The sequence below is a fragment of the Candidatus Palauibacter scopulicola genome, from assembly GCF_947581915.1.
Classification (GTDB): domain Bacteria; phylum Gemmatimonadota; class Gemmatimonadetes; order Palauibacterales; family Palauibacteraceae; genus Palauibacter; species Palauibacter scopulicola.
This window is the reverse complement of sequence record NZ_CANPWG010000053.1, coordinates 1-14,213: the sequence shown is the minus strand read 5'-3', so window position 1 is coordinate 14,213 and position 14,213 is coordinate 1. Positions and strand designations below refer to the sequence as shown.

General features: G+C 69.8%; 9 protein-coding genes. All 9 read right to left on the bottom strand.

Translation table 11 applies throughout. From position 1 onward, the window contains the following. Positions 1 to 195 precede the first annotated feature (195 nt). Positions 196 to 2,244 (bottom strand): Ig-like domain-containing protein, encoded by a 2,049-nt coding sequence (locus RN743_RS09950; protein ID WP_310779579.1) that lies wholly within the window; start codon positions 2,242 to 2,244, stop codon positions 196 to 198. 359 nt (positions 2,245 to 2,603) lie between these two features. After that, the gene (locus RN743_RS09945; protein WP_310779578.1) at positions 2,604 to 2,924 is read right to left on the bottom strand and encodes a GYD domain-containing protein; all 321 of its coding nucleotides are present in this window, start codon (positions 2,922 to 2,924) and stop codon (positions 2,604 to 2,606) included. A gap of 46 nt (positions 2,925 to 2,970) precedes the next feature. After that, a complete protein-coding gene (locus RN743_RS09940) occupies positions 2,971 to 4,980 on the bottom strand; it encodes an ankyrin repeat domain-containing protein (protein WP_310779577.1) in 2,010 nt (669 codons plus the stop codon). Positions 4,981 to 4,982: 2 nt separating this feature from the next. After that, the gene (locus tag RN743_RS09935; RefSeq protein WP_310779576.1) at positions 4,983 to 6,419 is read right to left on the bottom strand and encodes a DUF1552 domain-containing protein; all 1,437 of its coding nucleotides are present in this window, start codon (positions 6,417 to 6,419) and stop codon (positions 4,983 to 4,985) included. A gap of 48 nt (positions 6,420 to 6,467) precedes the next feature. Further along, the gene (locus RN743_RS09930) at positions 6,468 to 8,975 is read right to left on the bottom strand and encodes a DUF1592 domain-containing protein (RefSeq protein ID WP_310779575.1); all 2,508 of its coding nucleotides are present in this window, start codon (positions 8,973 to 8,975) and stop codon (positions 6,468 to 6,470) included. A 160-nt stretch (positions 8,976 to 9,135) separates the two neighbouring features. After that, on the bottom strand, positions 9,136 to 10,581 hold the full coding sequence (locus RN743_RS09925) for an alpha-hydroxy acid oxidase (RefSeq protein WP_310779574.1): 1,446 nt from the start codon (positions 10,579 to 10,581) through the stop codon (positions 9,136 to 9,138). Next, the gene (locus RN743_RS09920) at positions 10,578 to 11,990 is read right to left on the bottom strand and encodes an aldo/keto reductase (protein ID WP_310779573.1); all 1,413 of its coding nucleotides are present in this window, start codon (positions 11,988 to 11,990) and stop codon (positions 10,578 to 10,580) included. The genes RN743_RS09925 and RN743_RS09920 overlap by 4 nt, the downstream gene beginning before the upstream one ends. 43 nt (positions 11,991 to 12,033) lie before the next feature. Continuing rightward, entirely contained in the window at positions 12,034 to 13,584 is a 1,551-nt protein-coding gene (locus tag RN743_RS09915; protein ID WP_310779572.1) for an APC family permease, read from the bottom strand. Beyond that, on the bottom strand, positions 13,554 to 14,213 hold a 660-nt coding region (locus RN743_RS09910; RefSeq protein WP_310779571.1), incomplete at its 5' end, for a putative PEP-binding protein. The genes RN743_RS09910 and RN743_RS09915, both read right to left, overlap by 31 nt.

Here is a 14,213-nt window from a genome sequence, read left to right as displayed (position 1 = left end):
ACGAACGCGGCGCTCAGCGTTCTCGGTCGCTTCGTCATGGTGCTTCCTTCCTTGTGGTGTACCACTCATTGCAGCACTACACCGGGAAGAATACACGGGATCGTGATGGACGGCAAGAGACGAACGGGCGCTGCGTACCCTACTGAACACGTTGTTCAGTAACGTGTTATGCCCTGATAGGTAGACCCTAGTGGACTACTCGGGAAGATACGTGGCGAGTTCCGGCGGGATCGGTCCCTCAAGGCGGTTCGTGTTGAGCCACAGTTCGACGAGCGGCGTCAGCTCGCCCAACGTCGGAGGTATCCGGCCCGTCAGCCGGTTGTCGCGGAGTTTCAGCACTTCGAGGGCCGGTAGAGTCCCCAGTTCCGGCGGTATCGATCCCTCGAGCTGGTTGCTGTGGAGGCTCAGAATCCGCAATCGCTCGAGGTCCGCCAGTGCGGCAGGTACCGGACCCCGCAGCCAGTTGAAATCGAGGTCCAGAATCGTCAGCGCTTCGAGTTCCCCGATTTCCGGAGGTATGCGACCGCGCAGGTTGTTTCCGTAGATCACCAGCTCCGTTACGGCCCCCTCCCCGTTCGTCTCGACTCCGTACCAATCCCCCAGCGGCGCGTCGCTCAGCCAGTTCGTGTTGTCGGTCCAGGCGGATCCGCCGGTGGCCTCGTAGAGCATCGCGAGGATGTCGCGGTCGGAAAGCTCGGGGCACGGCTCATCCGCTCCCTGTCGATCAGGGATGGCGTTCAGCCAGGCCTGGAACGTCGGGGCATTGGGTTCGCAGAGATCCGTGCCTCCATACCTGAACTCCCTTAGCGGCAGTGCGGTGAAAGACTGCGGGATGGGACCGTACAGCAAACGGTTGCCCTCCAGGCGGAGGGTCGTCATGGAGGTCAGCTCGGAGATTTGGTCCGGAAGCCGGCCCTCCAGTCCGTTGTTGGACAGATCCAGCGCCTCGACGCGTCCGAGCGAGTCCGTGTCGATCCCGTACCAGCGATCCAGGAGCCCGTCGCCCAGCCAGCCGGTGGCGCGGGTCCAGCTTTCTCCGCTCAGGTTCTCGAACACGTACTCGAGCGTGGCTCTGTCCGCGGCATCGCAGCGGGGGCCGTCGGTGCGGCGGCCACGGCGCCAAACCTCGAACTCCTCGGTGCCGGGAGCGCAGAGACCATCGTTCCTGTGCCAGCGGAAGTCGCTGAGATTCTCAAGGCGCGTGAACGTGGGGGGGATGGAGCCCGTCAACTGGTTGTCGGCCAGAACGAGTCTTTCCAGGTTGCGGAGATTCCCCAGTTCCGGCGGCACGCGGCCCGTCAACGTATTGCTGTAGAAGTTCAGGAACTGCAGTTCGGACAGGGCCCCGAGTTCAGCGGGAACGCTCCCGCTGAGCCACATGTACTCCAGGTTCAGGAGGCGGAGACTCTTCAGCCGGCCAAGTTCCGGTGGAATGGGACCGCGGAACTGGTTGTGGCCCAGATCGATCTCCCGGAGGCGGACTGCGTTCCCGAGTTCGGGCGGCAGTCGGCCCGTCAGCTTGTTCCTGAAGAGGTCTAGCGTCTCGAGATGCGAGAGGCGTCCGAGTTCCGGGGCGAGGGTGCCGACCGCACCGTTTTCCCTGAGTTCGAGGCGGATCACGCGGTCATCCGTTCCCGCTTCCACGCCGTACCACTCCCTCAGCGGCGCGTCCGTCAGCCAGTTGTCGCTATGGCGCCAGGATGGGCCGCCCGCGGCATGGTAGAACGCGGCAAGGATGCCCCGGTCCGTCGAGTCCACGTTCACAGCGACGGTATCCTGCGCCGCGCCGGAGACCGCGACGACTTCGGCCGTCCCGGCTGATACCGCGGTCACCAGTCCGCCGTCGGACACCGTCGCTACGCGGGAGTCGCTCGAACTCCATTCGACCGTCGCGCCGGCGACCTCATGGTCGTTCGCGTCGTACACGGTGGCGGACAGCCGCGCCGTGTCCCCGGTCGCGGAGAACTGGACGTTCCGCGGCACCGCGTTCAGCCGCGCCGCGACCTGTTCGACGCGCACCGCGGCCGCACCGGATGCCGAGCCGGAGGTTGCGGTGACCGAGGCTTCGCCGTTCGAGAGCGCCGTGACCGTGCCCGCCTCGACGCTCGCCACCGCGGGATCGCTGCTCGACCAGGTCACCGCCGCGTCCGGCAGAACCGCCCCATCCCGGTCCCGGACCGTCGCCGCCAGGGTCTCGGTGTCGCCCAGGGCCGTGAAGACAACCGAGCCCGGGGCGACCTCCACCGTTGCGGCCGACGGCGGAACGGCGGGAGGAGGAGGTGGCGGTGGAGGCGGCGTCGGGTCGGGGCCAGCCGTGGAACCTCCGCAGTACCAGACAAGGCATACACAGATCAGCGACACCGCGACGCGCGCCGACGATCTGCCAATGCGCCCGTGTGCTGCTCGCTCTTCTCCCGCCATGACGTTGACACTACGGGGTTTCGCGCAAGTGCACCGCCCCCAAAATTGGGGGGATTTCGAGCAGCCGCGCGACCGGTTCTCGCGGTACGCGGCCCGCACGACGGCGCCGATTGGCGCCGCGCATCGGATCAGGCGGCTTGTGATCGGGGCCCGGGATCAGGCCCCGTCTCGGAAGTGGAGCGTCAGGCTCCGGGGAGGCGGTAGGAGACGCCTCGGGCGACGGCCTCGTCCACCGTCTCGGGGTCGATGAGCACGGTCACGGAGACGGTCAGGGCCCCCGCCGCGGCGATGTTGAGCGAGAGCGTCGTGGCGGCGGTCGCGTCGGGGAGATCGGCGATCAATAGGAGGTCGTCGTCGCCGAAGGCGTAGTAGAAGCCTTCGAGCGTGCCGCCCGCGCTCTCGACCGTCTGGCGCAGCGCCTCGCGGCGCCCGGTGCCGCCCTCGGCGATCAGGCCCGTGAGGCCGGACTGCGTGTAGCTCGTGCGGAACATGTACTTGGCCATGGTTCTCCGTCTCGGTTTTCGTATGGTTTGAAGGGCTTTTTGTCGGTCAGCAGGTGAGGCAGTTGTTGTTGTTGTGAGAGCCCAGGCTCTCGAGGAGCGCGACGGTCTCCGGGAAGGGCGAGACGCGCTGCACGGGGCCGTTCGCCATGTCGGCCGTCGTCTGGCCGCGGCGGCTGACCACGGTGACGTCGCCCCCCACTTCCACGAGATAGAGGATCATCTCGTCGTCGCCGCGCGACGCCGCGTTGTGCATGGCCGTGTAGCCGTTGTGGTCGCGGGCGTTCACGTCCGCGCCCAGCTCCTCGACGAGATACTTCACCGCCGGCAGCCAGCCGTGGGGCGTGTGGCGGTGCGCGTTGCCCGCGAACCCCTCGCCGTAGCCCACGCCGGAGGCGGCGTGGATCGGCATCACGCCGGGCCCGCCGGGGGGCACGGGCGGCAGCCCCGAGGCGTCCGGCGCGTTCGCCCGCGCCTGATCCGCCGCCTCGGCGGCCTCGATCAGCCTGGTCCTCACGTCGGCCGTGAGATTGTCGAGGTCCTTGTCGGGGAACTCCTCCCGCTCCTCCTCCGGCAACTGCTCCCGAATGTCCTGGAGCAGCTTGAGGCGCTCCTCCTGCGGGAGTTCGACGTAGGAGGAGTCGCGCAGCGCGTTCAGCGCCTGCTGCCGCAGGAACTCGTCCGGGGAGAGACGCTGGCGCCGGGGGGGCGCCTTGGTCGGGATGTTCGGATCGGCCCCATGCTCGACGAGAAGCTTCATCGCCTCGACGTCGGTCGCGTAGGCGGCGCGCCAGAAGGCGGTGGCGCCGTTGGTGTCTACGAGGCCGCAGTTCCGGTTTCCGCAGCCGGTGTACACCATGTACCACGGATGCCGCGTGATGCGGTGGTTCGGGTCCGCGCCCGCGTCGAGCAGGGCACGCGCGACCTCCAGGTAATTCGCGCTCTGGAGCGGACGCTCCTGCGGCTGCGGGAAGCGCGTGCGCGGCTGCCAGCGGGCGTTGATCGCGGCCCACAGCGGCGACACGCCGTTCAGTTCGGAGGCCAGGTTCGGGTCGGCGCCCCGCTCGAGCAGGAGAAGGGCGAGGTCGAACTGGCCATTGATCGCGGCCATCACGAGCGGGCTCGTGCCATCCGATGCGCTCACCCGGTTGATGTCCGCGCCGCCGTCGAGGAGGGCGACGGCCGATTCCACGTACCCCTGGCGGACCGCGTGGAGCAGCGGGGTCAGCCCGCCCGTCTTCTCGACCGGGGGCAGGAAGAGACGCCGGAAATCGTCATCTTCCGCCTCTTCCTCCTCCTCCTCTTCGGGCAGACCCTCGGCGTACACGTCGCGCCCCGCGCGCACGGCGGCCTGGAGCTCGCCGGGCGTGGGATTGCGCGCCTCGTCGCCTCCGCCGGTGAAGGCCTGCAGCACCTCCGTTTCGCGCTCTCGCGCCAGCCGGTCGAGCTTATCCTGCGCGAGCAGGTCGACCACATGCGAGGCGATGTCGGGGTCCGCGCCCCGCTCCAGCAGGATCCGGATCGCATCGGCCCGGTTGGCGGCGGCTGCCAGCGTGAGCGGCGTCTGGCCCCAGGCGGCCTCCTGCGCGTCGGGGTCCGCGCCCGCGTCGAGCAGCACCGCGATCGCGTCGGGGTTGCCCGCCGCCGCGGCCAGGTGGAGCGGCACGGCGCCGCTGTTGTCCGTGGCGGCCGTCACGGCCGACCCGGCGGCGATCAGGCTCGCCAGGATCTCGGCGGAGCCCCGCCTCGCAGCCAGGTGAAGCGGCGTATACTTCCCGATGCGCGTGACCGCCGCCACATCGGCGCCGGCGTAGATGAGCATGTCCGCCACTTCGGCGTCGCCGCGGTCGGCGGCCCAGTGCAGCGCGGTCATCCCGTCGCCCTGCGCCGCGTTGACGTCGAGCCCCTGACGGAGCAGTTCGCGCACCGTCTCGACATCGCCGCGCATCGCCGCGTCGGCGACGGGCGAATCGGGCGCCCAGGCCGCCGGCGCTCCCGCCGAAACGAGGAGCGCCGCGCAGACGACCGCGAACCCGCGCCGGACCGTTGCCCGCCGCACGGTCAGCTCCCCGCGTCCGTCGTGACCGGGTCGGTCTGGTTGAGCGACATCGGCCCGGTACTGTCGCCGAACACATCCACGTCGTCCACGCCGAGTTCGTGCAGGACCGCGAGCATCGCGTTGGCCATCGGGGTCTCGTCGGGCGCCTTGATGTGGAGGTTGCCCTCGAGCATCCCGTTTCCGTGCCCGAGCAGGAAGAGCGGGCAGCGCCGATGGTTGTGCAGGTTCGCGTCCGCCATCGGCGAACCCCACAGGACCACGCTCTGGTCGAGCAGGCTCGACTCGCCGTGCATCGTGTTCTTGAGCTTGTCGATGAGGTACGGGAGCTGACCCACGCGGAACTGGTTGATCTTGTTGAACTCCTCCACCGCCTCTTCGCGGTTCCCGTGGTGGGAGGCCGGGTGGAAGGGCCGGTCCGATTCGCTGTCGGGGAAGACGCGATTCTGCGCGTCGCGCCCCGTCTTGAACGAGATGATGCGCGTCATGTCGGTCTCGAGGGCGAGCACCTGGATGTCGAACAGCATCTGCATGTGCTCGGTGAACGAGTCCGGCACGCCCGCCGGCGCTTCCGGCAGAGCCCGCTCCTCGCCGCTCGAATTGCGCGACTCAACCATCTGAATCCGGCGTTCCAGTTCTCGGACGTTCGTCAGGTACTGGTCCATGCGGCGCGAGTCCTCCGCCCCGAGGCTGCGCTGCACCGAGGAGATCTCGCCCGAGATCCAGTCGAGGATGCTGCGCCGCGTGGCCCGCCGCGCCGCCCGCTCCGCCTCGGTGCCGCCGGCGCCGAACAGGAGGTCGAAGGCGACCCGCGGATCGCGGATCATGGGCAGGGGCTCGGTCGGCGAAGCCCAGCTCAGCGAGTCCGTGTACGCGCACGAGTAGTTGTACGTGCAGCCACCCGCCTGATCGAGGTTCTCGATGCAGAACTGCATCGACGGCATCGGCGTGTCCTGGCCGAAGCGCTGCGCGTAGATCTGATCCATCGACGTCCCGCAGAAGATGTCGGACCCCTGCGTCTGCTTCGGGCGCGCCTGCGTCAGGAACACGGCGCTCGAGCGGAAGTGGTCCCCGCCGATCTCGGGCGGCGTGAACGCCTCGGCGTTCCGCACGTCCGTATTGCTGATGATCGTCAGGTGCTCGCGGTACGGCCGCAGCGAGACGAGCGCGCTCTCATCGATGATCTCGAACTCGCGTCCCGTCTTTTCCGGCGCGAAGAGGAACTTCGGCGCACCGTGGTCGCGGTTGCACCCCGCGAGCCCGTGGACTTCCTCGATCGCGATGAACCGGGTTCCCGTCCCCTCCGTCAGGCTCTTCGCGCTCGTCGATCCCCACAGACGGCCCGCCGGAACCATCGCGTCGAGGAACGGCAGGGCCAGCGTGGCCCCGACGCCCTGGATGAAGGTCCTGCGCGGCAGGTGCTGTCCGGTGATGAATTCCATGTCTTTCCTCTCGGAACGTCGAAGACGCCGCCCGCCCGCGCGGGCCGTCTAGCGGCGGTCTTCGGAAACCTCTTCGGAAACTTCCTCTTCCACCACGGTGGCGGGCATGGCCCGCTTCATCCTGAATGCGTCACCCTTCACGACGCCCACGATCAGCGACGACAGCCTGTAGTCGTCCGCTTCCGCATCCCGCACGACCGACCGGATCCACGGCTGGTCGTAGTACTCGACGCGACGGCCCAGCGCGTACGCGGCCAGGTTCTCCGTGAAGTTCCTCAGCAGCGGCTCCGGGCGCCTGAGCAGCGCCTCGACGAGTTCGGGCGGCGTCTGGACCTGCGTCCCGTCGTAGAAGTCGCCGCGCGTGTCGAGCGGCAGCCCGTTCTCGCGCAGGCGCCACTTGCCGGTGACGTCGAAGTTGTCCAGCGCCAGACCGATCGGGTCCATGAACCGGTGGCACGACCGGCAGGCCGGACTCGCCCGGTGCATCTCCATCCGCTCGCGCGTCGTGAGCAGCCGGCCGTCCAGCGACTCCTCCGTCTCGTCCAGATCCGGCACGCCCGGCGGGGGCGGCGGCGGCGGCGTCCCGAGCAGAACCTCCATCACCCACTTGCCCCGAAGGACCGGAGAGGTCCGGTTCGCGAGCGAGGTGAGGACGAGGACGCTGCCGTGGCCCAGAATCCCGACGCGCTCCCCGCCCGGGTAGGACACCCGCCGGAAGTCGCGGCCCGCCACGCCGTCGAACCCGTAGTGATGGGCGAGGCGCTCGTTCACGAACGTGTAGTCCGCCCGGAAGAAGTCGAGCACGCTCCGATCCTCGCGGATGAGGCTCTCGAAGAAGAGCTCGGTCTCCCGCTGCATCGCATCCGCGAGATTCTCGTCAAAGTTCGGATAGAAGTTCGGGTCGGGGCGGACCTTGTAGAGATCCTGCAGCCGCAGCCACTGAGACACGAAGCGCGAACTCAGCGCCTCCGAGCGGGGGTCGGCGAGCATGCGGCGCGCCTGCCGCTCGAGTCCGCCGGGGTCGGACAGCCGCCCTTCGACCGCCGCGGCGCGCAGTTCCTCGTCGGGCGGAAGGCCCCAGAGGAAGAACGAGAGCCGCGACGCGAGGTCGATGTCTTCCAGCGCGTACGCCTGTCCGCTCGCCACGTCGGCGGGCTCGCGCTCGAGCCGGAAGACGAAGAACGGGCTCGCAAGGATCGCCTCGAGGGCCATGCGTACGCCGATTTCGAACCCGCCCTGCTCGACGCCCATGTCATAGAACGTCATCAGGCCGTCGACCTCGCTCGGCTCGAGCGGACGGCGATACGCGCTGCGCGCGAGGTCGGTCAGGATGCCGCGGGCGCAGGGACGTTCCTCGTCGGGCGACGTGGGACGGCAGGTGAAGATGCGCTGGCGGACCGGCGACTCCGACACGCCGGTCGGGTTGTGCGGCCCGCCGATGATGACATCCTGCAGGTGGGGCAGCGTCGTGATCCCGCCGCCGCCCGAACCGCCGCCGGCGTTGGACCACACGTGCGGCCGGATCAGGTCCTCGTACGGCCCCTCCTGCTTCCGGATGAAGGCCGCGGACACGCGGTGCTGGCCGGCCCGAACGAAAACCGGTTCCGTCTCGACGGGCGTGAAGCCGCGGTCATCCGCCCCGCCGCCGCGTCGCGTGTAGTGGAGCAGCGCGACCCGCTCGCCGTCGATCGAGATGTCGACATCCTCCATGCGGGAGTTCGCGCCGGAGGTGAAGACGAGCGAGAACGTGTACTCGCCGTCGGCCGGGAAGGTGTGTTCCACGACCATCCCGCCGCGCGTGCCGAACGGAGCCCCTTCGACGTGGTCCCACGGGTGCTGCGACACGTACTGGGAGTTCTTGTACGTGACGTTCACCGCCGGGGCTTCGCGGTCGCCGACCGCCCTGCGGCTGATCTCGGCCGCCGCGTTCAGGTAGGCGTCGAGCAGCGTCGGCGAGAGCGCCTGGACGTCGGCGATGTTGTCGAAGTTGGCGCTCATCTGGTCGTTGGGAAGCCAGCTCCCCGCATCCACCTCGAGCCCCAGCAGGTCCCGGATCGCCCGTTCGTACTCGGGGCGGTTGAGCCGCTGGAAGGTGCGGCCGCCCGGGTTCGGATTCCGGGCCGCGGCATCGTCGACGATGTCCTCGAGCGTCTCGACGAGTTCGAGAAGGTCCTCCTCCGCGGGACGGCGCACGCCGGGCGGCGGCATCATGCCGGCGCGCAGCTTGCGGATCATCTTCTCGGCGGTCTCCGCCTCCTCGGCCGCGGCGTCCACATTGAACGGTTCGAGGTCGAGGTTGCCGGCGAACCGGCGGCTGTTGTGGCAGTTCGTGCAGACGCCCTGGACGATGTCGTTCGGGTCCGCCGCGACGGACGTGACGGTCGCCGGGGACGGGGCGGGCGCGTGGACGAACTCCGCGGCCGAGCCGACGCCGGGCTGGCCGGCGGCCCCCGCAACGGCCGCCGCCCGGCTTTCCTGCGCACCGAGGCTCGCGGGGATCGCGACAACCAGTGCCAGGGCCATACCCAGCGCCACACCCACGGTGCGGATCGCCATCGCTCTGTACGCTTCGTATCCGGGCATCGGAGACCGTGTCGGTTAAAAGATGTATCCGCCTAACACGCTAAGCCGCGATCCCGCTGCGTGGCAAGGTTCCCGGCGCCCCCATCGTGGCCCCGTTCGTCGTGCTGCAGCCTCTATCCCGCCGCAACCTCCCTCACCGATCCCGCCAGCGCACCGTTTCGGGGTTGATTTCGGACACCGTGCGGGCGCCCAGAAGCGCCATCGTGCGCCGGAATCCCTCGTCGAACCACTTGAGGACGAGGTCCACGCCGCGCTCGCCGCCGGCACCGAGCGCGTAGAAGTAGGCGCGGCCCGCCAGGCAGGCTTTCGCCCCGAGCGCGACGGCCTTCGCGATGTCGCTGCCGCGGCGGACTCCGCCATCGATGAGGACATCGAGCCGGTCCCCGACGGCGTCCGCGACCGGTTGCAGCAACTCGAGCGTCGGGGGCGCGTCATCGAGCTGCCGTCCGCCATGGTTCGAGATCACGATCCCCTCCGCGCCGGCTTCCGCCGCGAGGACGGCATCTTCCACGGTCTGGATGCCCTTGATGACGATCGGACCGTCCCAGATGGAGCGCAGCCACTCCACGTCATCCCAGGCCAGCTTCGGGTCGAACTGTTCGTTCACGTACTGCGCGAGACCCATGGCGTCGACGCCCCTCGCCCCGCCCGCGGCGTCCCGGCTCACGGCGCTCGAAAAGACGATCGGCTCGGAGGTGAGGAAGTCCCACGTCCAGCCGGGTTTGCGGATCCCGTCGATGAAGGTGTCGAGGCCGAGTTGCGGCGGGAGCGTGAAGCCGAGCCGGACGTCGCGCTCGCGCCGCCCGAGCACCGCGACGTCGACGGTGAGCAGGAGCGCCTCGTAGCCGGACTCGCGCGCCCGCTCGACGAGTTCGGCGACCAGGCCGCGGTCCTTCCACACGTAGACCTGGAACCACCGGGGACCGGAGCTGACGGCGGCGACCTCCTCGATCGAGCGGGTGCCGAGCGTCGAGAGGCTGTACGTGATCCCCGCACGCGCCGCGGCCCGGGCCACGGCGAGTTCGCCCTCCGAATCCGCGATGCGGCTGAACCCGGTGGGGGCGAGGATGAGCGGCAGCGGGTGGCGCCGGCCGAGGACCGTCACGCCGGGGTCCACGTTCGTCACATCGCGCAGGACGCGGGGCCGGAACTCGAGTCGGTGGAAGGCGTTGCAGTTCCGCGCCTGGGTGCGCTCGTCCTCCGCCGCCCCGTCGATGTAGCCGAACACGCCGCGCGGGAGCCGGCGCCGGGCGACCTCCCGCAGATCCTCGACGCTCGCGCAGCGGCCGAGCCGGCGCGCCACGGGGTCCAGTTCGAGCTTCCTGAAGCGGACGACGGAGCGCAGCGTCTTCAGCATGGAGACCTCCGACACTCCGAACAGGGCGGCGAAGAGCGTCCCGCCGGCAAGGCCGAGGATGGCGAGCACCGGCGGCCAGATGTCGACGAGGGACGCCATGGGGAGTCCCCCCGGCAGCGTGTCGGCGAGGATCTCTATGACCGCCCCGACGAACGCTCCGGCGAGGGCCCACAGGAGGGCCGTGCGGACGACCCCGCGGATGTGTCGTCGCCCCTTCTTCACGGCTCCCTCCCCACGCGGGCGTCGGCTTCGATCTCCACCCGGTATCCTGACCCGATGAGACCCGCCTGGACCAGCGTGTTGACGGGGCGGATGCCGCCGAAACGCTGCCCGTGCGCGCGGGCCACCGGCTCCCAGTCCGCGAGTTCCGGCACGAAGACCCGGGTCCGGACCACGTCCTCGAGGCGTCCGCCCAGCGCTTCGATCGCCCCCTCGATCTTGTCGATGACGAAGTGGGTCTGCGCGGCGGGGTCGTCCCCGCCGACCAGGCGGTCCCCGTGCGTGGCCGTCGTCCCGGAGACCGCGATGCGCCCGCCCGTCCGCACGGCCCGGCTGTAGCCCGCCAGATCCTCCCACACCGTGCCGGAGTCCACGCGCGTCCGGCCGCCCGTCCCGGTCCGGACGGGATACGGCGGCGGAAGCTCGTCCAGGTGATCGCTGAGGTCGCCCGCCGCCGTCAGGTAGGGAGGCCGACGGTACTCATCTCCGCAGTCCCCGGGAACGGGGTCCAGCGACCCGCTCGCCGCCGCCAGCGTTTTCCGGTCCGCCGCGTCGAGCTTGAGCGCCGACAGGCGCAGGTTGTCGGCGATGTGCTCGCGGCGTCCCAGCCGCGCGCCGATGATCACGCCCGCCACGGCGGGCCGGTCGAGGATGGCGCGCGCCGCGACGTTCGCTATCGAGACGCCGTGCTTCATCGCCACCGCCCGGACCGCCGCGAGCAGCACCTGAAGGCGGCCCCAGCCGCCCGCCGCCTCGACGAAGCGGCGGTACTTCATCTCGGACCACGTCTTCACGCCGTCCGGCCCCGGGTCCTCCACATCGAACCAGCGTTCGGTCAGGAGGCCGCCCGCCAGCGTTCCGTAGGCGAGGAGCTGGACCCCGTGTCGGAGACAGACCTCCGTCATCGCGTCGGCGGCACGCCCGTCCAGGAGGGAGTACGAGACCTGGTTCGAGACCACGTCGATGCCGGTGTGGAGCACCATGTCGAGGTGGACGGCGTCGAAGTTCGTGAGGCCGAGGTGCCGGATCAGGCCTTCGTCCTTCAGTTCCTGGAGGGCGAACAGGCAGTCGAGCCAGCTCGGATCCGGGTAGTGCCAGGCGTGGAACTGGAGGAGGTCGATCGCGTCCGCCCGCAGGCGCCGCAGCGACCGCTCCACGGCCTCCCGCACCGTCGCCGGCGTGTGCGGACCCGGCGCGGGCGTCCACTTGGTGAGGAGTTGCAGGTCTCCGTCGCGGTGCGGGGCCCGGGACGCGCACGCTCCGGCGATCTTCTCGGCCGAACCGTAGTGGTCCGCCATGTCGAACGTCGTGAAGCCGGCCGCCGTGTAGGCGTCCATCGCGGCCGCGGCGGCCTCGACGTCCATCGGGCCCTCGCGTTCCATGTCGGCGACCTGCCACAGTCCGGTCAGCACCCGCGAGATCTCCAGACCGGGAGCCAGTTCCCGGCGCTCCGGCCTACTCAGGAGGCAGCTCGCGGAAAAGGCGGTCGACGTCCGTCCCGGAGGCCCGCAGCGTCCGCATCTTGCGGATGAAGATGAGCGATCCCAGCGCCATGACGCCGATCCAGAGCGGCGTCGAGCGGAAATACCACGCCGCGACGTCCGCCGTGAGGTCCTTCAACAGGTGGGTCACGAGAAACGTCCCCAGCAGCACGATGCCCGCCACGCACACGCACGTTCGCGCCACCGGGCCGCGGAGCACGCGGAAGTTCGCGGCGATCTCCGGGTTCCGCCGCGGGAGGACGAGCACGGAGACGCACATGAGGAGGAAGTTGACGAGCATCGACGTGACCATGATGTCGACGCCGAGGAAAAAGTCCCCCGCGAATTCGCTACCGACGATCGCGACGGAGGCCAGCGCGGTCGAGAGGAGGATCGCGGCGTGCGGCGTACGGTGCGTCGGGTGCACCCGGGCGAGACCCGACGGAAAGATCCCGTCCTCGGCCCACGCGAAGACGAGGCGCGAGACGGAGAGAATCATCGCCGGCAGGTCGTTGATGAGGGCGATCGCGGCGCCCGCCACGATGAGCACCGTCCACCACGGCGGGAGCACGTAGCCGAGGAGTCCGGGGGCGGTGAGGTCCTGTTCCTGCGCCCGCGCCCACACGAACTCCCACGGGACCGTGTGATAGACGGCGGCCGTGAAGAGCAGGTAGTAGGCGCCGACGATGAAGACCGCGAGTCCGATCGCGAGGGGGAGCGCGCGGTTCGGATTCCGTGCCTCGCCGCCCGCCTGCGCGATCGCGTCGAAGCCCACGAAGCTGGCGAAGAGGAGGCCGGAGGCGGCGAGGAAGCCGGCCGGGCCGAGCGGCGGAGGCGCGGCTGCCGGCACCTCCACGCCTTCCCTCGCGAGCAGCGCCGCCGCGAAGTCGCCCTGGTCGAACGAGAACCCGGCCACGATGACGATCGCGCCGAGCGCGAACATGACGATCATCAGCGGCACCACGGTGCGTTCGTAGGCCCTGAGGCCGCGCAGGTTCACCCACGCGAACGTCCACAGCATCGCGAGCGCCAGCGCCACCCGCACCGAACCCGTGTCCAGCGCCCCGGCCAGGCCCGCCATCCCCATGGCGCCCGCGATGTCCCGCAGGAAGGGGACGATGAGGTAGGAGACGACGCCGATGACGATGGAGAGGCCGAACCACTGCGAGAAGCTCGCCACGAAGCCCCAGTACGGGCCGAGCGCGCGGCTCGCGAAGACGTAGCTGCCGCCGGCGCGCGGCATGGCGGAAGCGAGGATCGCGTAGGCGAGCCCGGCGAGGACGGCCGGGAGGGCGCCGAAGGCGAAGGCCGGGAGCACGTTCTCCGCGATCCCGGGCACGTTCCGCTGGATCATGACGGGGACCACGTTGATCCCGGCCCCCAGCATCGAGCAGATCCCCGTCGCGGCGAGGCCCCACAGCCCGAGCTGGCGCGCGAGCCCCGTTCCGCCGGACCCCGGGGCGGCCGTTCCCGCCGCGCCTCCGTTCGCCGCGCTCAGACTTCCTCCCCCGCGAGGAACATCCACGTCTCGACGGCCGTGTCCGGGTTGAGCGACATGCTTTCGATCCCCTCCTCCACGAGCCAGCGCGCGAGGTCGGGGTGGTCCGACGGTCCCTGCCCGCAGATCCCGATGTACTTGCCCGCCCTCGTGCAGGCGCGGATCGCCATCGAGAGGGTCGCCTTCACCGCGGCGTCGCGCTCGTCGAAGATGTCGGCGATCAACCCGGAGTCGCGGTCGAGGCCGAGGGTGAGCTGCGTCATGTCGTTCGACCCGATCGACATCCCGTCGAAGTGCTCGAGGAACTCGTCGGCGAGCAGGGCGTTCGAGGGAAGCTCGCACATCATGATGAGCTGCAGGCCGTCCTCCCCGCGGGCGAGGCCGTTTTCCGCCAGGAGGTCGACGACGGCCCGCGCCTCGGCCACCGTCCGGACGAAGGGGACCATCACCCACACGTTGTCGAGCCCGATCCGGCCGCGAACCCGGCGCAGCGCCCGGCATTCGAGTTCGAAGGCGGGACGAAAACTCTCCGACACGTAGCGGGACGCGCCGCGGAAGCCGAGCATCGGGTTCTCCTCGCGCGGCTCGTAGCGGCGGCCGCCGATGAGGTCCGCGTATTCGTTCGACTTGAAGTCGGACAGGCGCACGATGACGGG